This is a genomic window from Leucobacter luti (genome assembly GCF_050310065.1).
Lineage (GTDB): Bacteria > Actinomycetota > Actinomycetes > Actinomycetales > Microbacteriaceae > Leucobacter > Leucobacter luti_B.
On record NZ_CP190007.1, the window covers coordinates 1,124,309 to 1,145,076 of the forward strand.

General features: G+C 70.4%; 21 protein-coding genes. 14 read left to right on the forward strand and 7 right to left on the reverse strand.

Features of this window, described 5'->3' with window-relative positions:
* Positions 1–260: 260 nt before the first annotated feature.
* A complete protein-coding gene (locus tag ACOPJ3_RS05095) occupies positions 261–758 on the forward strand; it encodes an SRPBCC domain-containing protein (protein ID WP_427870753.1) in 498 nt (165 codons plus the stop codon).
* Here ACOPJ3_RS05095 and ACOPJ3_RS05100 read toward each other — a convergent pair.
* Positions 746–1,741: an EamA family transporter gene (locus ACOPJ3_RS05100; RefSeq protein WP_427870754.1), complete on the reverse strand. Its 996-nt coding sequence runs from the start codon at positions 1,739–1,741 to the stop codon at positions 746–748. The genes ACOPJ3_RS05095 and ACOPJ3_RS05100 overlap by 13 nt on opposite strands.
* Before the next feature lie 68 nt (positions 1,742–1,809).
* Here ACOPJ3_RS05100 and ACOPJ3_RS05105 point away from each other — a divergent pair, with 68 nt between their 5' ends.
* From ACOPJ3_RS05105 to ACOPJ3_RS05120, 4 genes are all read left to right on the forward strand, one after another.
* Entirely contained in the window at positions 1,810–2,667 is an 858-nt protein-coding gene (locus ACOPJ3_RS05105) for a LysR family transcriptional regulator (RefSeq protein WP_427870755.1), read from the forward strand.
* 291 nt (positions 2,668–2,958) lie between these two features.
* Positions 2,959–3,423 carry a GNAT family N-acetyltransferase gene (locus tag ACOPJ3_RS05110; RefSeq protein ID WP_427870756.1) on the forward strand — a complete coding sequence of 155 codons (465 nt, stop codon included), beginning with the start codon at positions 2,959–2,961 and terminating at the stop codon, positions 3,421–3,423.
* Positions 3,424–3,514: 91 nt separating this feature from the next.
* Positions 3,515–4,225 (forward strand): TetR/AcrR family transcriptional regulator, encoded by a 711-nt coding sequence (locus tag ACOPJ3_RS05115; RefSeq protein WP_427870757.1) that lies wholly within the window; start codon positions 3,515–3,517, stop codon positions 4,223–4,225.
* The gene (locus ACOPJ3_RS05120) at positions 4,222–5,094 is read left to right on the forward strand and encodes a 3-hydroxyacyl-CoA dehydrogenase (RefSeq protein ID WP_427870758.1); all 873 of its coding nucleotides are present in this window, start codon (positions 4,222–4,224) and stop codon (positions 5,092–5,094) included. The genes ACOPJ3_RS05115 and ACOPJ3_RS05120 overlap by 4 nt, the downstream gene beginning before the upstream one ends.
* Before the next feature lie 22 nt (positions 5,095–5,116).
* On the opposite strand, the gene ACOPJ3_RS05125 is transcribed toward ACOPJ3_RS05120, so the two are convergent.
* Both ACOPJ3_RS05125 and ACOPJ3_RS05130 read right to left on the reverse strand, forming a co-directional pair.
* Positions 5,117–5,650 carry a dihydrofolate reductase family protein gene (locus tag ACOPJ3_RS05125; RefSeq protein WP_427870759.1) on the reverse strand — a complete coding sequence of 178 codons (534 nt, stop codon included), beginning with the start codon at positions 5,648–5,650 and terminating at the stop codon, positions 5,117–5,119.
* Between the two features lie 32 nt (positions 5,651–5,682).
* Positions 5,683–6,156: an SdpI family protein gene (locus ACOPJ3_RS05130; RefSeq protein ID WP_427870760.1), complete on the reverse strand. Its 474-nt coding sequence runs from the start codon at positions 6,154–6,156 to the stop codon at positions 5,683–5,685.
* Between the two features lie 77 nt (positions 6,157–6,233).
* On the opposite strand from ACOPJ3_RS05130, the gene ACOPJ3_RS05135 reads away from it, so the two are divergent.
* A complete protein-coding gene (locus ACOPJ3_RS05135; protein ID WP_427870762.1) occupies positions 6,234–6,359 on the forward strand; it encodes a hypothetical protein in 126 nt (41 codons plus the stop codon).
* Positions 6,360–6,511: 152 nt separating this feature from the next.
* Here the strand turns inward: ACOPJ3_RS05135 and ACOPJ3_RS05140 are convergent, their stop codons facing one another.
* Positions 6,512–6,796, reverse strand: coding sequence for a putative quinol monooxygenase (locus ACOPJ3_RS05140; protein WP_427870763.1), 285 nt, complete (start codon positions 6,794–6,796; stop codon positions 6,512–6,514).
* Positions 6,797–7,098: 302 nt separating this feature from the next.
* Between ACOPJ3_RS05140 and ACOPJ3_RS05145 the strand changes: the two genes are divergently transcribed.
* Positions 7,099–7,467 (forward strand): hypothetical protein, encoded by a 369-nt coding sequence (locus ACOPJ3_RS05145; protein ID WP_427870764.1) that lies wholly within the window; start codon positions 7,099–7,101, stop codon positions 7,465–7,467.
* Positions 7,468–7,492: 25 nt separating this feature from the next.
* Here ACOPJ3_RS05145 and ACOPJ3_RS05150 read toward each other — a convergent pair whose 3' ends face one another.
* Complete coding sequence (locus ACOPJ3_RS05150; protein WP_427870765.1) at positions 7,493–8,542, reverse strand: LLM class flavin-dependent oxidoreductase; 1,050 nt, start codon at positions 8,540–8,542, stop codon at positions 7,493–7,495.
* A 157-nt stretch (positions 8,543–8,699) separates the two neighbouring features.
* On the opposite strand from ACOPJ3_RS05150, the gene ACOPJ3_RS05155 reads away from it, so the two are divergent.
* The 7 genes from ACOPJ3_RS05155 to ACOPJ3_RS05185 all read left to right on the forward strand — a co-directional run bounded on the left by ACOPJ3_RS05155 (position 8,700) and on the right by ACOPJ3_RS05185 (position 16,551).
* Positions 8,700–9,485, forward strand: coding sequence for an ABC transporter ATP-binding protein (locus ACOPJ3_RS05155; RefSeq protein ID WP_427870766.1), 786 nt, complete (start codon positions 8,700–8,702; stop codon positions 9,483–9,485).
* Positions 9,482–10,867 (forward strand): ABC transporter permease, encoded by a 1,386-nt coding sequence (locus tag ACOPJ3_RS05160; protein ID WP_427870767.1) that lies wholly within the window; start codon positions 9,482–9,484, stop codon positions 10,865–10,867. Before ACOPJ3_RS05155 ends, ACOPJ3_RS05160 begins: the two co-directional genes overlap by 4 nt.
* Positions 10,868–10,947: 80 nt before the next feature.
* Complete coding sequence (locus ACOPJ3_RS05165; RefSeq protein WP_427870768.1) at positions 10,948–12,519, forward strand: leucyl aminopeptidase; 1,572 nt, start codon at positions 10,948–10,950, stop codon at positions 12,517–12,519.
* Positions 12,516–13,808, forward strand: a complete 1,293-nt coding sequence (locus ACOPJ3_RS05170) for a M18 family aminopeptidase (protein WP_427870769.1) — start codon at positions 12,516–12,518, stop codon at positions 13,806–13,808. The genes ACOPJ3_RS05165 and ACOPJ3_RS05170 overlap by 4 nt, the downstream gene beginning before the upstream one ends.
* 216 nt (positions 13,809–14,024) lie before the next feature.
* Positions 14,025–14,447, forward strand: coding sequence for a flavin reductase family protein (locus ACOPJ3_RS05175; protein WP_427871174.1), 423 nt, complete (start codon positions 14,025–14,027; stop codon positions 14,445–14,447).
* The gene (locus ACOPJ3_RS05180; RefSeq protein ID WP_427870770.1) at positions 14,444–15,550 is read left to right on the forward strand and encodes an LLM class flavin-dependent oxidoreductase; all 1,107 of its coding nucleotides are present in this window, start codon (positions 14,444–14,446) and stop codon (positions 15,548–15,550) included. The genes ACOPJ3_RS05175 and ACOPJ3_RS05180 overlap by 4 nt, the downstream gene beginning before the upstream one ends.
* A gap of 11 nt (positions 15,551–15,561) precedes the next feature.
* Complete coding sequence (locus ACOPJ3_RS05185) at positions 15,562–16,551, forward strand: helix-turn-helix transcriptional regulator (RefSeq protein WP_427870771.1); 990 nt, start codon at positions 15,562–15,564, stop codon at positions 16,549–16,551.
* 278 nt (positions 16,552–16,829) lie between these two features.
* Here the strand turns inward: ACOPJ3_RS05185 and ACOPJ3_RS05190 are convergent, their stop codons facing one another.
* A complete protein-coding gene (locus tag ACOPJ3_RS05190) occupies positions 16,830–18,551 on the reverse strand; it encodes an indolepyruvate oxidoreductase subunit beta family protein (protein WP_427870772.1) in 1,722 nt (573 codons plus the stop codon).
* Positions 18,548–20,722 carry a thiamine pyrophosphate-dependent enzyme gene (locus ACOPJ3_RS05195; protein ID WP_427870773.1) on the reverse strand — a complete coding sequence of 725 codons (2,175 nt, stop codon included), beginning with the start codon at positions 20,720–20,722 and terminating at the stop codon, positions 18,548–18,550. The genes ACOPJ3_RS05190 and ACOPJ3_RS05195 overlap by 4 nt, the downstream gene beginning before the upstream one ends.
* Positions 20,723–20,768: the final 46 nt, after the last annotated feature.

A 20,768-nucleotide genomic window follows, 5' to 3' on the forward strand; every position in this document is an offset into this window, starting at 1 on the left:
GTGCGCGTGCTTCGTGGATTTCCCGGGGGCGTCGGATCGACGCCCGGACCAGGCGGCGCGGCTGCAACGAGCGGCGCGGGAACACAGCAGTCATCGGCGCCTCGGGCGCGGAACGTGGCTGCGTTACTTCTTCACGGGGTCGAGTGTACGCCAGGGGGCCCGGGTGAGCGCAAGGCCCGGTTCGGCTTCGCGGGTCCGTCAGTGTCGGTGGTCGCGCGTACGCTGGGACCGTACCGGTCGGCTGGGAGAGGGAGTTCGCAATGACGATTGAAGCAACGGGGCGCGTGGTGGCGACGGCGGCGGGGCGCGATCTCATCGTGCCGCGCTCCCTCGCCATGCCGATCGCAGAGGCCTGGATCTTTGTCTCCGACTCGGAGCACACCGAGCAGTGGTTCGGCCCGTGGGAGGGCGACGGTCGCACGGGCGGCTCGATCCGGGTGCGCATGCGCTTCGAGGAGGGGCACCCCGAGATCCGCATGAACGTGCTCGCGTGCGAGGCGCCGGCGCGGCTCGCGCTCAAGTCGGTGGGCGAGTACGGCAGCTGGGACCTGGAGCTTCGGCTTGAGGAGGACGGTGAGGAGGACACGCTCGTGAGCCTCGTGCACCACCTCGGGGAGGACGACGCGGTGGGCGAGATCGGCCCGGGCTGGGAGTTCTACATGGACCTGCTCGTCGCCGCGACCGAGGGCACGGAGGAGCCGACGTTCGACCAGTACTACCCCTCGATGAGCGGCCACTACACGGCTCAGCTGGGCTGACGGGAGCGCCGGCGCCGCGGGGTGCGAGGCGTGCGGGGGCGGCTTGCGCCGGTTCTGCCCGGACCCGCGATCCGGCGCCCGCGGAGGCCGCCGAGCGACACGATGAGGTTGCTGCCGACGATGAGCCCGATCCCGAGCCACTCGGCGGGATCGAGCACCTGGCCGAGCATGAGCCAGCCCGCGAGAGCCGCCCAGGCGGGGTTCACGCTCGTGAGTGTTCCGAAGACGTTGGCTGGGACGCGCCGGAGCGCGGCCATGTCGAGTGCGTAGGGGAGGACGGAGGACAGGAGGCCGCAGGCTGCGGCGAGCGCGAGCGCGCCGACGGTCGGCGGGTGGGTCGCGAACCAGGCGACGGCGATCGGGATCCAGACGCCCGCCGTGACGAGGCTCGCGAGCGCCGTGCCCTGGAGCCCAGGGAGGCGCTGGCCGACCGCCCGGTTGAGCAGGATGTAGGCGGCCCAGGCGGCGGCCGCGAGGAGTGCGAGACCGATCCCGAGCAGATCCGAGCTCGGCCCCGGCCGCGTGAGCACGACCACGCCGACCGCGGCGAGCAGCGTGCAGGCGAGGTCGATCCGGCGCCGCGACGCCGCGATGGCGACGCCAAGCGGCCCGACGAACTCGAGCGTCACGGCGAGGCCGAGCCCGATGCGTTCGACGGCCGAGTAGAGGCTGAGGTTCATGACGCTGAAGACGAGCACGAGGCCCAGGATCAGGCGCCAGTCCCTCGCGGAGAGTCCGCGCAGGCTCGGGCGCACGACGGGCACGAGGCCGATCGCGGTCACGAGTTGGCGCACCGCGACGACGCCGACCGGCCCGATGGCGGGGAACGCCATCGCGCCGAGCGCCGCGCCCGCCTGATTGGAGACGGAGCCGCCGAGCATGAGGCCGATCCCGGTGGCGCGCTGCGCCGGGGTCGCCGTCGCGGCCGAGAGCGGGAGCTCGATCGGGCCCGTCGCCGGGACGGTGGGGCGCGAGGTGGTCATGCCTCGACGCTAGGGGGTCTGCGGCCAAAACCCTAGTGCATGTTTCGGCGCTGCCATACGCTTAGGTTATGGACTGGACGCTGCGGGAACTGCGCTGCTTCGTGACCGCCGCGGACGCGGGATCCTTCACCGAGGCGGCGGCGCAGCTGCACGTGTCGCAGGCCGCGGTGTCGCGCACGATCGCGAGCCTCGAGCGCACGGTCGGGGACGCCCTGCTGCGGCGGATCCCGCGCGGCTGCGAGCTCACGCCGACGGGGCAGCAGGTGCTGCCCCAGGCCCGCAGGCTCCTCGCCGAGGCCGAGCGCTTCGGCGACTTCCTCGCCTCCCGGCACGGCACGCTGCGCCTCGGCTACGCGTGGGCCGCGCTCGGCAAGCACAGCGCCGCGCTGCAGCGGCAGTGGGCTCGGGATCACGAGTCGATCGACCTCGAGCTCGTGAAGCACAACTCGCCGACCGCGGGGCTCGCCGAGGGGCTCTGCGACGTCGCGGTCGTGCGGATCCCGGTCGACGAAGCCCGCTTCGACTCGACGGTCGTCGGCCTCGAGCGGCGGGTCGTCGCCTACGCCGCCGACGACCCCGAATGGTCGAGGCGGCGCCAGCTCTCCCTCGCCGAGATCGCGCACCGCACGGTCATCATCGACCCGCGCGCCGGCACCACCAACACCCAGCTCTGGCTCGGCGCCCCGCACACCCCGCGCTTCATCGAGACCGGGGACGTCGACGCGTGGCTCGACGCGATCGCCGCCGGCCGCGGGGTCGGGATCACGGCCGAAGCGACGGCGCACCACCACGCGCGGCCCGGCATCGCGTTTCGCCCGATCAAGGACGGGTCCCGGATCCCCGTGCGGCTCGCGTGGTGGCACGACCATGTGCCCGCGGGCCTCGGCGAACTCGTGAACGACGTGACGAGGTTGTACGGGCAGTAGGGGTTGGGGCCCGGGCGCGCCGGGCGCCGATCCGGGGCCGCGCCCGGCCGCGCCCGGCCGCGCCCGGGGGTCGAGTCGGCCGAAAGGCCCCTTTCGCGCGCTTGAATGGGGCCTTTCGGCCGACTCGACCGCGGGAATGGGGCCTTTGGGGCGACTCGAGGCAGGGGAGAGATAGGGGAAGGCGCATGGGAGTGCGAAGCGCCACGGCGAGCCTGAGCGTCGGCGTAGCGTTTCCTGACCAGAGGCTCACCAGGGGTTTTGTTCGACTGGAGCCGCTGTTTGACTGGCGGGATGACAGCAGCAGTTCTCACCGAAGCGACCGAAGCAGACACCGCGGAGCTCGAGGAGTTCCTCACCCGCGCTGACCTCACGCTGAGCGGCCTCGACTCTACGAGGGTGCGCATCTGGATCGAGCGATCCCCGGAGCGCGGGATCGTGGGGAGCGCGGGCTACGAGATCAGCGAGGATGGAAAGCATGCGCTGATCAGGAGCGTTGCGGTGCACCCCGAGGAGCAATCCGAGGGGAGGGGCAGCGTGCTCGCCCGTTTCACGGTCGACCGTGCTGAGGACGAGGGCGTCGAGCGCGCCTGGCTCTTCAGTCGGCGCAGTGGCCCCTTCTGGCAGCGCCTCGGCTTCGCGCCCGCGGACAAGGACGAGCTCGCCGAGGCCCTCGCCGAGACGCACCAGGTCCGGCTCTTCCATGACTCGGGTCAGCTCGCGGACGAGGTCGCCTGGGTGCGGCAGCTCGCGGCGTAGCGCGAACGCCGCACCGGGTTCCCCCGCACCCAGGAGACGCACATAAAAATGAGTAGACTCATTAATGAGGGAACTCCGAAAGGCGGCGATCGTGAGCGAGACAGGCATCACCGACATCCCGGGCACCGCGCAGCTCGGCCGGCGCGACCGCAATATGCGCGAGAAGCGCGAGCGGATCACGCGCGCCGCCGCCGAACTTTTCGCGGAGCTGGGATTCGGCGCCGTCACGACGCAGGCGATCTCCGACCGCGCTGACGTCGCAGCCGGCACCCTGTTCCGCTACGCGTCGTCCAAGAGCGAACTCCTGCTCATGGTCTACAACGAAGTGTTCAGGGAGGCGATGGAGCGCGGGATCCGGCTGGCCGGTGCCGAAACATCGGCGGCCGCGGCAGTCGCAAGTCTCGTGCGCGAGGTCGTCGAGCAGGCGCAGAGGAGCCCCGAGAATAGCGTCGCGTACCAGCGTGAACTGCTGTTCGGTGCGGACGGCGAGCGCTTCCGGGCCGAGGGCCTGGAGCTCGTCGCGAGCTTCGAATCCGAGATCGCGCAAGTGATCGGCGCCGAGGCTGCGAGGCGTGGGATCGCTGCGGATCCCGACTCCGTCAGGGTGGCTGGCGCCTCCGTATTCGCGGCGATGCATCTCGCGATCGCCCGGCTGTCGACCGGGGCGCACGAGGGTGCGAATGTGTGCGACGATCTGCGGCTTCAGATAGCCCAGATCGTCGAAGGGACGCTCCGCGGGCTGCACGAGGCGCACAGCCCGGCGCGCGGAGTCGGAACACCACGAGGGAAGGAAGAACAATGAGTGGCAGCGGAATCCACAAGGTGACGGTACTCGGGACGGGCGTGCTGGGATCCCAGATCGCGTTCCAGACCGCATTCAGCGGCTTCGAGGTCACGGCCTATGACATCTCGGACGAGGCCGTGGCGCAGGGGCGCGAGCGCTTCGCGGGCCTGGCGAAAACCTACCAGCATGACGGCGTGCCCGGCGCGGCCGACGGGAAGGCAGACGAGGCGCTCGCCCGCTTGGCGGCGACCGCTGACCTTGCGGCGGCGGTGGCCGACGCGGATCTCATCATCGAGGCCGTGCCCGAGGTGCTGACGATCAAGCAGGAAACGTACGAGAAGCTCGGCAAGCTCGCCCCCGAGAAGACGATCTTCGCCTCGAACTCCTCGACGCTCGCGCTCAGCGACCTCGTCGGCTACACCGGCCGCCCCGGCAAGTTCATCGGGCTCCACTTCGCGAACCAGATCTGGAAGTTCAACACCGCCGAGGTCATGAGCACGACCGAGACGGACCCTGCAGTCTTCGACACGCTCCTCGCGTTCGCCGCCGAGATCGGCTGCGTCCCGATCCCGATCCACAAGGAGAAGCCGGGCTGGCTGCTGAACTCCCTGCTCGTGCCGTTTTTGAGCGCCGCGCAGGATCTCGCCTTCGGCGGCTACGCCGAGCCCGCCGACATCGACAAGGTGTGGCGTATCGGCACGGGCGCGCCCAAGGGCCCGTTCGAGATCCTCGACATTGTCGGCCTGATGACGCCGTACAACATCTCGCTGCACGGCGACGCCCACCAGCAGGAGATCGCCGCCTGGCTCAAGGAGAACTACATCGACAAGGGGAAGCTCGGGATCGCCTCCGGCGAGGGCTTCTACACCTACCCGCGCGAGAGCTAGTGCAGGGGCGGCCGCACGCCCCTCAGACGGTGGGCGGCCGCACGACCCCGTAGCGGGCGCACACGAAGTCCCGATTGCGGGCGCAATCGAGGAGTTCGAGGCGGAGATCCCGCGGGAGCAGCGGGCTGCCGGCGCCGAGCGTCACGGGTGCGAACTGCACCCACACCTCGTCGAGGAGACCCGCGTCCGCGAACTGCCCTGCGAGCTCGCCGCCGCCGACGATCCACACGTCCTTGCCGCCCGCCGCCTCGACCGCGTCGGCGTGGATCCGCGCGACGTCGCCCCGCGCGAAGCGCACGTCGGCGCCGGCGGGCGACTCGAGCTCGCGGTGCGTGACGACCCACGTCGGCAGCGCATACCCCCAGTCCTCCTCCGCGCGGCGCAGCCACTCGTAGGTTGACGCTCCCATGACGAGCGCCCCGATGCCCTCGAGGAACGCGGTGTACGCCATCGGCCCGTGCTCGTCGAAGTCCTGCGCGAACAGCCATTCGAGCGAGTGATCCGGCGTCGCGATGAAGCCGTCGAGGCTCGACGCCGTGTAGAAGTGCGTGGTCATGCGGTCAGCGTAGGAGGGGCGGTGCGCGGCGGTCAATGCTGGGGATCGGGATCCGAATCCGGATCCGGGGCCGCGGCCGGGCCGCCGGTGGACTGCGATCGCGGAGCGAGTTCGCCGCGAAGCATGGCCTTCGCCGCACGATTGGCGGCGCGACCCGCGCCGAGTGTCCACGCGATGCCCCATGCGGCGGCACCGATGATCGCTGAGAGGTTGGCAACGGTTGCTGTGCCTTCCGAGGCGCCGAACAGTGGGAGGAGGGCGGCAAGCGCCGCAAGCGCCCCGCCCGTGGTGAACCCGATGCCTGCGAGCCTCAACCGGCCAAGGCCGGCCCGGTGGCCGGCGTCCCACGCCTCGTCCGAGGCCATGGTCCAGCGGGTGCGGATTCCGATCGTTCCATTCCGCGGCAGCGTTCCGCGGCGGAAGGCGGCGGCCGAGGCGACCACCACTAATCCTGCGATCAGGAGGCACGCGCCGGATACCATCATCGGCCCGAGGGAGTCTGGCATGCGGCAACCCTAGTGTGGGTTGCTCGGAAGCGCCATGGTGCGCGCCCGGCCGAGGTGCCGTAGCCTGCGGGCTCGCCATGTTTGCCACCATGTGCTCGGCGTTGTTTGGCGTCGTGGTCGCGGCCGTCACGCCGCGCGACAGCCTGGCGAACTGGCAGGATCCGGATCCGGATCCGGATCCGGGTGCGGGCGCGGGCGCGTAGGCGCGCGAGCGCGATCCCGCGCCGCCGCGCTCCCTCCGAAATCTGCGCTCGTTCGCATGATCCGGGGCCGATTCAACAGAACGAGCGCAGAACGCGGAGCGAGCGCAGGCCCGGCAGGCCGGGAAACTGAAGGAAAAGGGTAGGCGAAGCTGCTAGTCGGTCAGCCCAACGACGGTGTAGTCCCGTTCAATCGCCGAAGTCGTGCGCCCCCATACGCTTGCGGCAACGCGAGCCTGATGGGCGCGAAACGCGGCTGAGCTGGCAAAGTGCTCCTCCACCGTCCACACCAGGGGGCTACCAGACGGCGCGACCTCGAAAGAGATGCAACCCGGCTCAGCCCGAGTGAGCGCCAAGTGCTCCGGAAGATACTCCAATACGAGAGCGGCTTCGGCGCCATCCTTGCACTTCAGATAGCCAGACAGTCGAACTTCGCGCATGCAACGACCCTATGCCTCGCAGCCCGCGACCGGCCTCTCCGGATCCGGATCCGGGCCCGGATCCAGACGCGTAGGCGCGGGATCGCGATCCCGCGCAGCGCTCGCTCCGAAATCTGCGCTCGTTCGCATGATCCGGGGCTCATTCAACTGAACGAACGCAGAACGCGGAGCGAGCGCAGGCCCGCGCTCGAGAGTGCCGGGCCGAAGCTGGTTTGTCCCGGGGCGACCCACCTCTCGGCGACCGGGTTCTGGGAGTAATGGGAGCAAGAAGTACTACACATGCATGTGGAGGTGGTGCGGGAATGTCTGACAGAAATGCTCTAGGTATCTCCAACGGTAATCTCGTCGTGAAACCCAGAGGGCTGGACCGACTCTGGGGGTTCAGGAAGCAGATCGTGGTGCCGCTCGATCGCATCGAGCGCGTCGAAGTGGAGCTTCACCCGCGCGCGATCAGGCGAGGCCTCAGGGCTCCCGGGCTGGATGCCTACTGGAAGCGTTCTGGAACCTTTCACCCGGGAGGGGAGCGACACTACTGGAATCAATCCGGAAGCGGTCCTGTCCTTGTCGTTGTCATCGCCGGTGGCGACCCCTTCGCGAGGCTGTACCTGTCGGTCGCAGACGCGGAAAGCGCCCGCGAGATGATTGCGGAAGAAGCCAACTTGACCCTCTAGGCGCTTGCTGCGTCAGTGCCCAGCCTTACACCGAATCACCCACCACAGGCCCCTCCGTATTCGGCTTCCACCCCAGCTCAGGCGCCACGTGCTCGGCGAACGACTGCAGCACGTGCAGGTTGTATTCGGGCCCGAGCTGGTTCGGGATCGTGAGCATGAGGGTGTCGGCCGCCATCACGGCCTCGTCGGCGAGGAGCTGCTTGACCAGGCGATCCGGCTCGTCGGCGTAAGTCTTGCCGAAGGTGGAGCGGAAGCCGTCGATGATGCCGATCTGGTCCATGCTCTCGCCGGAGCGGTAGCCGAAGTAGGCGGCGTCCTCGTCGTTCATGATCGGGAAGACGCTCCGGCTCACCGAGACGCGGGGCGCGCCCGTGTGGCCGGCCTGCTTGTAGGCGGCGCGGAACGCGTCGATCTGCTTGCGCTGCAGCACGTGCAGCGGCTCGCCCGTCGCCTCCGTGAGGAGCGTGGAGCTCATGAGGTTGAGGCCCTGCCGACCGACCTGCTCGGCCGAGGCGAGGGATCCGGCGCCCCACCAGATGCGGTCGCGCAGGCCGGGGGACTGCGGCTCGATCGCGAGCCTGCCCGCCGGGCCCATCGCCGGGTCCGCCTCGACGAGGGTCTCGCCGTCGATTGCGCGGAGGAACAGGTCGAACTTCTCCCGGGCGAGGTCGGCGCCGCGGGGGTCGGAGGAGCCCGTGTAGCCGAAGGCCTCGTAGCCGCGGAGCGCGGGCTCGGGGGATCCCCGGCTCACGCCGAGCGCGATCCGGTGCCCCGCGATCGCGTCGAGGGCGGCCGCCTCCTCCGCGAAGTACAGCGGGTTCTCGTAGCGCATGTCGATGACGCCCGTGCCGACCTCGATGCGCTTCGTGCGGGCGGCCATCGCTGCGAGGAGCGGGATCGGTGAGGCGGCCTGTCGCGCGAAGTGATGCACGCGCACGTAAGCCCCGTTCACGCCGATTTCGTCGGCGCCCTCCGCGAGCTCGATCGTCTGCGTGAGCATGTCGGCGGCGGTGCGCACGCGGGTGCCGGGCACAGCGCCGTAGTGGCCGAACGACAGGAATCCAAAAGCTCTCATGCTGGGTGCAACGCGCCCGGAACAGGTATATTCCCGCGCATATAAATCGGGCCGGGGGCGCACCGGCCGAGGAGCCGGCCAACGTAGTACCAGAGGACCACGAAGTTGGGACCGGGGCAGGATCCGGATCCGGCGCCTCCTCCGTAGCTTCGAGAGCATGGAGATTCAGACGAGCCACATGGGCCTGGTCGCGCGAGTCGCGAACCTCAGCAAGCACTACGGCGAGGGGGAGCAGCGCGTCACGGCGCTCGACGACCTCTCCGCAGGCATGAGACGCGGGCAGTTCACCGCGATCATGGGGCCGTCCGGCTCCGGGAAATCCACGCTCATGCACGTCATGGCGGGCCTCGACACCCCGAGCGAAGGGCGCGTCTGGCTCGGCGACGACGAGATCTCCGGCCTCGGCGACGCCGCCCTCACGAAGCTCCGCAGGCGCCGGATCGGCTTCGTGTTCCAGGCCTTCAACCTCGTGCCCACGCTCGACGTGCGCGGCAACATCCTGCTGCCGTTCCAGCTCGCCGGCACCCCGCCGACCGCCGAGGAGCGGGAGCGGATCGAGAACCTCATCTTGGCGCTCGGGCTCGCCGACCGCGCCGGGCACCGGCCCCACGAGCTCTCGGGCGGCCAGCAGCAGCGCGTCGCGATCGCCCGCGCCCTCGCGAGCGGCCCCGACATCATCTTCGCCGACGAGCCGACCGGCGCACTCGACTCGCGCACGGGACGCGAGGTGCTCGCGATCCTGCGCTCCGCGGTCGACTCGTCGGGGCAGTCGATCGCGATGGTGACGCACGATCCGGTCGCCGCGAGCCACGCCGACCGGATCCTGTTCCTCGCGGACGGCCGCATCGTCGCCGACCGCGAGGCCATGACCGCGGAGGAGATCTCCTCCGAGATGCTCGGCCTCGAGCAGCTGCAGTTCGGGGCCGCGGGGGCGCGCGCATGAACGCGAAGAGGCGCGACCACGGGGCCACCGTCCTCGTGGCGATGATCGCGACCGCGTTCGCCGTCGCGCTGATCCTGCTCACGGGGGTGATCAACGAGGCGGTGGATCCCGCGCTCAAGTCGGGCGGCACGTTCCAGCTCATGCTGCTCATCGTGTCCGGGATCTTCATCACGATCGCGCTGTACGTCGGCTCGATCGTGACCGCCAACACCTTCGCCACCGTGATCGCGGGTCGCACCAGGGAGATCGCCCTGCTCAGGCTCCTCGGGGCGACGAGCGCGAAGGTCCGCTCGCGGGTCGCAACCGAGGGGCTCGTCGCTGGCGCGCTCGGCGCCGTGCTCGGCTGGCTGCTCGCGCTCGCCGCAGTGGGTGCGGTCGTCACCTGGGGTCCCGGCCTCGGCTGGATCCCGGCCGGCCGCGACTACCGGCTCATCGAGCCGCTGTCGTTCGTCGCGATCGGGATCGTGATCCTCACCACCTGGCTCGCCGCGTGGTCCGGATCCCGCCGCGTCGCTGGCGTCTCGCCCATCGCCGCGACCGGTGCATCGGTCGAACTGCGGGCCGATGCCGCGCGCGGCCGCACGGCTCGCACGGTCTGGGCGATCCTGCTCATGGTGACGGGTACGGCCCTCGTCACGATCGGGATCCTAATCGGGCTCATGAGCCCGCTCTCGATCCTCGTCTCGTTCCTCGGCGGGCTCGTGTCGTTCACGGGAATCGCGATCGGCTCCCACATCGTGATGCCGCCCATGCTGCGCCTCGCGGGACTCGTGCTCGGCCGCGGGGCGGCGGCGGGCGTCGCCGTCGCGAATTCCAGGCGCTATCCCGAGCGCAGCGCGCGCTCCACGATCGGGCTCGTGATCGGGGTGACCCTGGTGACGATGTTTTCCGTCGCGCTCGCGAGCTACGAGCACATGACGCTCACGATGTTCGAGAGCGACCCGGCGGCGGCCGCCGAGTTCTCGAGTGTCCTCGCCGTGACGACCGTCATCGTCAGCGTGCTCGTCGGCTTCTCCGCCGTCATCGCGGCCGTCGGCATGATCAACTCACTCTCGCTCAGCGTGCTCCAGCGCACTCGCGAACTCGGGCTCCTGCGCGCGCTCGGATTCACGGGCGGGCAGGTGCGCGCGATGGTCGTCGCCGAGAGCGTGCAGATGACGCTCGCGGCGACCGGCTTCGGGCTGGTCCTCGGCACCTTCTACGGCTGGCTCGCCGCGCACTCGCTGCTCGCGAGCCAGGTCGGGATCATGGCGCCCGTGCTGCCCTGGCCGGTGCTGCTCGGGATCGCGGTGTTCGGGATCGCGCTCGCCGCTGGCGCCGCCGTATCGCCCGCGCGCAGGGCCGTGCGGGTGTCGCCTGTCGAGGCGCTCGCGGTGTCGTAGGCGAGGCGAGGGCGGGCGAGGGCGGGCCGAGGGCCGGCGCAGGCCGAGTGTTTGTCAGTGGTCGGGGATAGGCTTGAGCCATGACCGTTGTGATTGATCCTGCATTCGATCCCGTCCCTTCTCTCAGCCGCAAGATCGACGTCACCGTCGCCGCGCGCAGCGCCGTCGATGAGGCGCCGACCAGGGCCTGTTTCATCCCGTCCGAGGGCGAGCTGCCCGCGTGCGAGTGCGTCGACGGCGTGAGCCGCGAGATGCTCGCCGCCGCCGGCTTCACGGGCGCGAAGGGGCAGTCCCTCGCGGTGCCCGGCAAGCGCCTGTGCGTGCTCGTCGGCGTCGGCGCCGGCATCACGAACTCCGCCGAGCTGCGCGACGCGGTGGCCGCGTTCACGCGGGCCGCGCGCGAGAGCGCAGAGCTCGCGGTCGACCTCGGCGACGTCGACGTGCCGGCGGAGGAGGCGGCGCTCGCGGCCACGGAGGGCGCGATCCTCGCCCGCTACCGCTACGACGCGCTGAAGCACGACCCGAAGACGGTGGAGCTCGCGAAGCTCGTGCTGGGCGTCGATCCGGCGGACACCGAGGCCGCGCAGGCCGGCGTCGAGCGCGGGCTCGTGCTCGCGCGCACCGCGAGCCTCGCCCGCGACCTCGCGAACACCCCGCCGCGCCACCTGAGCGCGGAGAAGTTCGCCCAGGTCATCGAGCAGCTCGCCCCCGAGTTCGGTCTTGAAGCCGAGGTGTTTGACCGCGCGGCGCTCATGGAGCTCGGCACGGGCGGCCTGCTCGGCGTCAACGCGGGCAGCATCGAAGAGCCCCGCATGATCAAGCTGTCGTACCGCCCCGCAGACGAGGAGGGCCACCTCGCGCTCATCGGCAAGGGCATCATGTACGACTCGGGCGGCATCAGCCTGAAGCCCTCGAACGCGATGCACGCCGCGATGAAGTTCGACATGATGGGCGCGGCGGCAGTGTTCTCGTCGATGACCGCGCTGCGCGAGCTCGGCGTGCAGACGGCCGTCACCGGCTGGCTCATGTGCACCGACAACATGCCCTCGGGCAGCGCGACGAAGCTCGGCGATGTGCTCACGATGCGCGGCGGCAAGACCGTCGAGGTGAAGAACACGGATGCGGAGGGCCGCCTCGTCATGGCCGACGGCCTCGTGCTCGCGACCGAGGAGGAGCGCCGCCCCGACGCGATCGTCGACATCGCGACCCTGACGGGCGCCGCGATGATGGCGCTCGGCACGCGCACCGCCGCGATGCTCGCGAACAATGACTCGGTCGCGGAGCAGCTGCAGGCCGCCGCCGACACGACCGACGAGAACATCTGGCGCTTCCCGCTCGACCACCGCTACCGCGAGCAGCTCAGGTCGAACGTGGCAGACCTCTCAAACATCGGCGGGCAGTACGCCGGCGTGATCCTCGCGGCGCTGTTCCTCAACGAGTTCGTCGACGGGCTGCCCTGGGGCCACCTCGACATCGCGGGCACCATGCAGGCGGAGAGCGACGACCTGTGGCGCTCGGTCGGCTCGACGGGCTTCGGCGCGCGCCTGCTCGCCGAGTTCGCCGACGCGTTCGTGGCGCCTGAGGCCGGCGCTGAGACCGGTGCTGATGCCGGTTCGGCCGGCGCGGCCGGCGCCGGGAGCGCCGCCGAGTGAGCGAGGCTCAGCTGCTGCGCGACCGTGACGCGTTCATCGAGGCGATCGCGTCGTACGTGACCGCGTCGCCCACGTCGTACCACGCCGCGCGCGCGGCAGCTGAGGCGCTCGCGGGCGCGGGCTTCACCGCGCGCGAGGAGACGGCGGCCTGGGCGCCCGTCGAGTCGGAGGATCGGGGCTTCGTCGTGCGCGACGGCGCCATCATCGCCTGGCGCGCAGGCGCGGGCGTCGGCCCGACGAGCCCCGTGCGCGTGCTCGGCACGCACACGGACTCGCCCGGCTTCGTCCTGAAGCCGGATCCCGACTTCGTCGCGGAGGGCTGGTCTCAGCTCGGCGTCGAGGTCTACGGCGGGCCGCTCCTGAACTCCTGGCTCGACCGCGACCTCGGCGTCGCGGGCCGCCTCATCGACCGCGACGGCGCAGAGCACCTCGCGGCGACCGGGCCCATCGCCAGGATCCCGCAGCTCGCGATCCACCTCGACCGCGAGGCGAACACGGGCCTCGCGCTCGACCGCCAGCGCAACACCCAGCCGATCATCGCGGTGGGCGTCGGGCGCCTCTCGATCCTGGAGCTGCTCGCTGAGTCGGCGGGCGTCGCCGCCCCCGACATCGTCGGGGTCGACGCGCGCCTCTTCGACACCCAGGCGCCCGAGCGCATCGGCGTCGGCTCGGAGCTCTTCGCCTCGGCGCGGCTCGACAACCTGAGCTCGACGTTCGCCGGCCTCGCCGCGCTCCTCGAGACGGAGCCGGCGCCCGGCACGATCTCGATGCTCGCGGCCTTCGACCACGAGGAACTCGGATCCGGCACCCGCTCGGGCGCGGCGGGCCCGTTCCTCGAGGACGTCATCGAGCGGCTCCGGATCGCGCTCGGCGCGACCGCCGAGGAGTCGGCGCGCGCGCTCGCCGCGTCCTGGTGCGTTTCAGCTGACGCGGGGCACTCGGTGCACCCGAACTACTCGGAGAAGCACGATCCGCGGGTCCACCCGCTCGCGGGCCAGGGCCCCATGCTCAAGGTCAACGCGAACCAGAAGTACGCGAGCGACGCCCACGGCGCCGCCATCTGGACGCGGGCGTGCGAGCGCGCCGGCGTGCCGACGCAGTCCTTCGTCTCGAACAACACGGTGCCCTGCGGCTCGACGATCGGGCCGATCACGGCGACGCGGCTCGGGATCAGGACCGTGGACGTCGGGGTGCCGCTGCTCTCCATGCACTCCGCGCGCGAGCTCGCCCACGTCGACGACCTGCACGGGCTCGTCCGCGTGGCGGGCGCCTTCTTCGCGGGGGCCTGATCCGCCGGGGCCTGATCCGGCACCGGACCCGATTCCCCCTGGGGGCGCGGCGCATGTGCGCGCCGCGCCCCTTTTCGTTCCCCCGAATACCTGTACAGAGGCCACAAACTTCGCATTTCGGATAGCGCTCCCGGTCTCCTCGGGTGCACGCTTGTCTCAAACCTTCAATCAGCGTCGCGAGAAGGGGACAAGATGCAGGAAGCGTTCAAGTCCGCCATGCGTGAGTGGCGAACCGGAATCTGCCTGGTGACCGCCACCGGGGAGGATCGGCGACCCATCGGGCTCGTGTGCAACTCGTTCGCATCCATCTCGCTCGAGCCGCAGCTCATCAGCTGGGCCGTCGACCACGGTTCAACCTCGATCGTCGACTGGCGCGATGCGAGGTCCTACGCCCTCCACGTGCTGCCGCCCACGGACGACCCGATGTCGCACCCGCTCATCGCCGCGCTCGCGCGCCGCGGCGGCGACAAGTTCGCGGGCCTCGACTACGCACTCAACGAGCACGGCGATCCGGTGTTCCCCGAGGTGACGACGCGCTTCGACTGCGTCCTCTACCAGCGGATCCCGATCGGCGACCACGACCTGATGGTCGGGCGACCGACCGCAGTAACCCACCCACAACAGAATCGAGCATCATGACACGCGACATCCTCAATGGCGAAGATTTCAAACTCGGGCTCTTCTCGCCGAACTGCTCAGGCGGTCTCGCGGTGACGAAAATCCCGGAGCGCTGGAGCGCGAGCTGGGAAGACAACCTGGCCCTCGCGAAGGCCGCCGAGGCCGCCGGCATCGACTTCCTCCTCCCGATCGCGCGCTTCATCGGGTACAAGGGCGACACGAACTTCCACGGTTCCGTGCTCGACCCGATCGCCTGGGCCGCTGGCCTCATCGCCAGCACGAAGCGAATCAATGTCTTCTCGACGATCCACACCGCATTCAACAACCCGATGGTCGTCGCGAAGCAGATGGCCACGATCGACCAGATGGGCGGCGGCGGGCGCGCCGGCCTCAACGTGGTCGCCGGCTGGAATCTGCCCGAGTACGAGGCGCTCGGCGCCCCGATGCCCGAGGCGCACGACGACCGCTACGGCTTCGCCGCCGAGTGGCTCGACATCATCGACAAGGCGTGGGGCGCGGAGGCGAAGTTCCAGTACGACGGCAAGTTCTACCAGCTCAAGGACAGCGAGTCGGAGCCGAAGCCGCAGGGTGGGCGCGTGCCGATCCTGAACGCGGGCTCCTCGGAGCAGGGCCGCGACTTCGCGGCACACTACTCGGACTTCGCGTTCACGATCATCCCGGACGCCGAGACCGGCAAGGGGATCGCGGCCGCGATGAAGGAGAGCGCCCGGGCGAACTACAACCGCAACGTCGGGGTGCTGACCCTCAGCCACGTCGTCTGCCGGCCGACGCGATCTGAGGCCGAGGACTACCTCGCCTACTACGCGGAGGAGAACGCCGACTGGGGCGCGGTCGACTACCTCATGTCGCTGCAGGGCCTGCACGCGCAGTCCTTCACCCCGGAGATGCTCGAGACGATGCGCTCGCGCTTCGCCTCGGGGCACGGATCCCTCCCGCTCGTCGGCACCCCCGAGGACGTCGCCGAGCAGATCCGCGCCGTGAGCGACGCCGGCTTCGACGGCATGACCCTCGCCTTCGTCGACTACACGGGCGAGGTCACCCAGTTCGGCCGCGAGGTCATGCCGATCCTGGAGCGGATGGGCGTGCGCAAGCCGCGCGTCTGACCGAATCGCTCGTGGGACTCCCGCCCCTCTCGGACTTCCCCGTCGTGCGCGCCGCGCAGGCGGGGAAGCTCCGGGATGCCGTCGACGGCCTCACCGGGTACGGGCACGAGGTGGTCGGGGCCGGATCCGGGGCCGGATCCGGATCCGGGGTCTCCGGCTCTTCCGGGGGACTGGCGCCCGCGCACTCGCTGCGGGGCGTCGTCAACGGGCTCCGGATCGACGAGCTGTCGCTCGTCTTCGTGGCGTACGCGATGCCGGTGAGCGTGCTCGCGCCTCCCACCCGCGACCAGCTCGTCGTGGTCGTGCCGCTCGGGCCCATGCGGGTGCGGGTGGCCGGGCACTCCACGACGATGGTGACGCCCTTCGCTCTCTCCGGGATCTCCGACACGACGATGCTGCCGGATCCTGTCGCGGGGGCGCTCGTCGGCGCGGTCCCGGTGTCCGCGCTCACGGGCATGCTCGCCGACACCTTCGGCGAGCAGCGCGAGTTCGCCCTCGACTTGGCGCAGAAGCGGCCGATCCCGATCGGCGCGGGGCCCGCGCTCAGGCGTGCCTGGCTCGAGTTCGCGAGGCACCCGGCCGCGGACCCCGCAAAACTCCTGGACAGCCTCGCGATCGGAATGGCGCCCTTCACGAACTACCGCGGGGCGGAGCTCGCCGAGTGGGCGCGGCCGCCCGCCTACCTGGTGCAGGCGGTGCGGCACCTGCGGCGGCACCTCGCCGAGCCGATCTCCATCTCGCAACTTGGCGAGGTGGTCGGGATCGGGACCAGGCAGCTGCAACTCAGCTTCCAGGCGCACCTCGGCCGCACCGCGCAGGAGTACCTCCGCGACGTCCGCCTCGATCACGCCTGGGCGCTGCTGCGCGACGGGGATCCGGCCGCCGGGGGAGAGTGCACGGTCGCCGCGGTGGCGGCCGAGGTCGGGATCCCGCACACGGGCCGCTTCGCGCAGTACTTCCTGGAGCGCTTCGGCGTCCTCCCCTCGGAGCTCCGCGGGTAGGGCCGCGCCGCCCTGCGCCTGCGCCCGCGCCCGTCTTTGAGTTGACCCAAACTGACGCCTAAACGCCGTTTTGTGTCAGTTTGGGTCAACTCAACCCGGGGTGGCGGCCCGGGCGCGCTTTGAGTTGACGCAAAGTGGCGCCTAATCGCCGTTTTGTGTCAGTTTGGGTCAACTCAACCCGGGGTGGCGGCCCGGGCGCGCTCTGAGTTGACGCAAAGTGGCGCCTAATCGCCGTTTTGCGTCAGTTTGGGTCAACTCAACACGGGCGGCCGGGGCGCTCAGGCGGCGGGGCGGAGGCCGCGGGCCGCGATCGCCTTGGCGAGGGCGGTGCCGTCCTCGTCGGCGAGAGCGGCCTTGCGGAGGCGCGCAAGCTCGGGGCCAGCAGAAGCGGCACCGGCAGAAGCGGCGGCGGCAGAAGCAGAACGACCACCCCCGGCGGCGAGCTCGTCGGCGGCTCCCATCAGGATCGCGAAGCTCTCGGAGCCGTGCGCGTGCGTCGCGCCGTATCCCTTCAGGACTGCCGCGCACTTCGCGATCTCGCACGCGAGCTCGTAGTCGCCTGGGGCGACCCGCACGATCCGGTCGAGCCAGGCGTCGATCGCCTCCTGCTCGCGGCCGTAGCGGAGTGAGCGGGGCCGCATCGGCCGCATCGACGCCATGAACCACAGCATGCTGAAGCCGAAGACGGAGGTGGTGTTGACGATCATGCCGTCCCGGGTGACCTTGCCCACGACCTTCGCGAAGAGCTTCGAGCGGGAGAGCGCGCGGCCGAGGCCGGTCGGCAGCGTGTCGGTGATCTCGTCGACCTGCGGGTGCAGAAACTCCCTGACCTGGGTGAGCTGCCCCGAATCGGCCTTCGCCTCGACGCGCACGCCCTCGATGCGGCGCTTGCGCAGCTTCTGGAGCGCGACGTGCACCGTGTCCTGGTACGACATCCAGAGGGCGACGTGCCGCGCGACCTCCACAGAGAGCACGGCGGGATCGTCCTCGCCGCGGCCGGCGTCGAACGGGATCACGCGCTCGGCGCGGTCGAGGAAGAGGTCCGTGTACGCGGGGCCCTGGTAGACGGCCGTGCGCACGCAGCCGTGCACCACCATCGAGCGCGCCGGCTCCGCGAAGGCGGCGACGCGGGGCATGCGGTCGGCGATCGCTGGGCCGACGAGCTGGCGCGGATCCGCCGTCGCGAGCTCGCGGTGGCGCTTCTCGGCCGCCTCGGCGGCCTCCTCCTCCGGGCTCTTCGGGCGTCGCCGCCCGATCGTGACGCGTACGGGCCCGAGCCCGGAAGGCTGCCCGGCCCCGGCTTCGCCAGCGGCCGCCGCCGCGGCGAGCTCCGCCTCCTCACGCGCAGCGATCTCTGCGGCGTCGAAGCCGAGGCCGAAGGCCTTGAGCGAGCGCTCGACGGCCTTGCCCGAGCGGCGCAGCGCCTCCTCGAAGGCTTCGCGCGGGATCGGGAGCGCCCCGGATCCGGCGAGCGCCCCGAAGAGCGAGGACGAGATGACGCTGCCCGCCTGCGCGGCGAGCGCGCTGAAGTCAGTGGCGATCAGGCGCTTCGAACCTGCGCGCGCCGAGCCGATGAGGCTCTCCTCGTCGACGCGGCCGTCGCCGAGCGCGATCTTCTCCGTGATCGCGTAGACGCGGTTCGTCGAGGCGATGAGCGTCGTGCGGTCGGGGGTGCAGAAGCCGCGCTGCAGCGCCCGCCCCGCCTCCATGAGCTCCGACGCGATGACCACGTCGACCTGCCCCGGGGTGGGGAAGAGGCTCAGGATCGGCTCCGGCCGCGCCTCCGTCGCACCCTCCGCGTCACTGCGCGGGAAGAGCTCGACGTAGTACACGGTCGCGCCCGTGCGCTGGGCGACGCCCGCGACCGAGGTGCTCTGCGTGATGTACCCGGAGTCCTCGCCGAGGGCGACGATCCAGTCGGCGAGCACGCCGCCGCCCTCGCCGCCCATGGCGAGGATCGCGATCGTGATGGGTCTGCGGCCGGCCTCCCACGTGCTCATGCGGCCACCTCGTACTTGCCTGCGCGGCGCTCGACGGGCGCGGAGAGCATGGAGATCCACGCGGAGCGGATCTTGCCGAGGGCGCGGTCGCCGAGGGTCGGGTTGATCACGACGTCGGTGCGGTAGAACGACGGGCAGAGCGACGCCGCGTGGGCGTTCGCGCCGCACACGCCGCAGCCGACGCAACTGTCGATCACGGTCGCGACCGGGTCGGTGCGCATGGGATCCGGGTTCTCCTTCAGCGTGAGCGAGGGGCAGCCGGAGATCCGGATGCACGCGTGGTCGCCCGTGCAGGTGTCGGCGTCGACGCCGAAGCGCTGCCGCACGACCCGTTTGCCCTCGGCAGCGGCCTTCGCCTGCTGCGGCTTGACGCGGCGCTGCCGGTTCAGCTGGCACTCGCTCTGCGCGATCACGACCTTCGGGCCCTCGGTCTTCGTGGTGAAGGCCTCGACGAAGATCTTCTTGAGCTTCGCGACGTCGTAGGTGTGCGTCATGGTCTTCGCCCACTTCACCCCCACGCCGCGCACGGCGCGCTCGATCGGGTTGCGCGAGGAGCGGCCCGGCGTCTCCGCCTGCCCGTACGACGAGAGCACGTCCTGGCCACCCGTCGCGGCGGCGTACGAGTTGTCGACGACGACGAGCACCTGGTCGTTCTTGTTGAAGACGGCGTTGCCGACGCCGCTCGTGAGGCCGTTGTGCCAGAAGCCGCCGTCGCCCATGACGCCGATCGTCGAGCGGTCGGCCTCCTTCGGGTTGAGCGCGGCCGCGCCGGCGGAGCCGAGCCCGTAGCCCATCGTCGTGCCGCCGAGGTTGAACGGCTCGTTGATCCCGAACAGGTGGCAGCCGATGTCCATGCTGACGTGGTGCTCCATGCCGACCTCCTTCTCGGCGAGCTTCATCGCCGCGAAGATGGGTCGCTCGGGGCAGCCGGTGCAGAGCCCCGGCGGGCGGGCCTGCACCTGCGCCGCGTCGACGCGCGGCGCGAACGGGCTCGCGGGATTCTCGGCGGGCAGGAGCAGCGAGGGCTTCGTCTCCATGAGCTGCGGATCGTACTGCTCGAGGAACTTCGTGAGCCCCTGCGTGACGACCTGGGTCGTGTACTCGCCGCCCATCGGGAGCAGGTCTTTTCCGTGCAGGATCGTGCTCGAGCCCGCCTTGCGCAGGATCGAGTTGATGTTCTGCTCGAGGTAGTCGGGCTGGCCCTCCTCGAGCAGCAGCACGGCCTTCTTGCCCTCGCAGAACTCGAGCACCTCCTCGTCGACGACGGGGTAGGTCACGTTCATGACGTACTGCGGCACGCGCGTGTTGCCGTAGGCGTCGGAGCAGCCGACGAGCTCGAGCGCCCGGTTGAGCGTGTTGTAGAGTCCGCCCTGCACGATGATCCCGATGTCGTCGACGTCGCCGTCGAAGAACTCGTTGAGCTGGTGCTTGCGGATGTACTCGACGGCCGCGGGCCAGCGCGCGTGCACCTTCTCGTGCTCGTGCAGGAAGCTCGCGGGCGGCAGCACGATGCGGCTGAGATCCCGCTGCGGGTTCTCGACGGCCTCGGTGATCGTCATGGGCGGGCGCACGTTGTCCTCGGCGACGAACGAGCCCTGCAGGTGGCAGGATCGCAGCCGCAGGTCGAGCATCACGGGGGTGTTGCTCGCCTCGGAGAGGGCGAAGCCGTGCTTCACGGCGCTCACGATCGCCGAAATGTTGGGGCGCGGATCCAGGAGCCACATCTGCGACTTCATCGCGAAGGCGTGCGAGCGCTCTTGCATGATGCTGGATCCCTCGCCGTAGTCCTCGCCGAGGATCACGAGGGCGCCGCCCTGCACGCCGCCGCTCGCGAGGTTCGCGAGGGCGTCGGAGGCGACGTTGAGGCCCACCGTCGACTTGAAGGTGACCGCGCCGCGGAGCGGGTAGTGCACCGAGGCCGCGAGCATCGCCGCCGCGGTGGCCTCCGAGGCGGAGTTCTCGAAGTAGACGTCGAGCTCCTCGAGGATGTCGTGCGCGTCCCCGAGCACGTCCATCAGGTGCGAGATCGGTGCGCCCTGGTAGCCGCCGACGTAGGCGACCCCGGATTCGAGGAGCGCCTTCGTGACCGCGAGGATGCCCTCCACGTGCAGCGGCGTGCCCGCACCGGATCGCAGCAGTTTGACCTCGTTGACAAACGACCGTTCAGCCATGTTCCCAGCCCTTCCATGTCGTCATTGACGCGCGAAATCGTGGTTC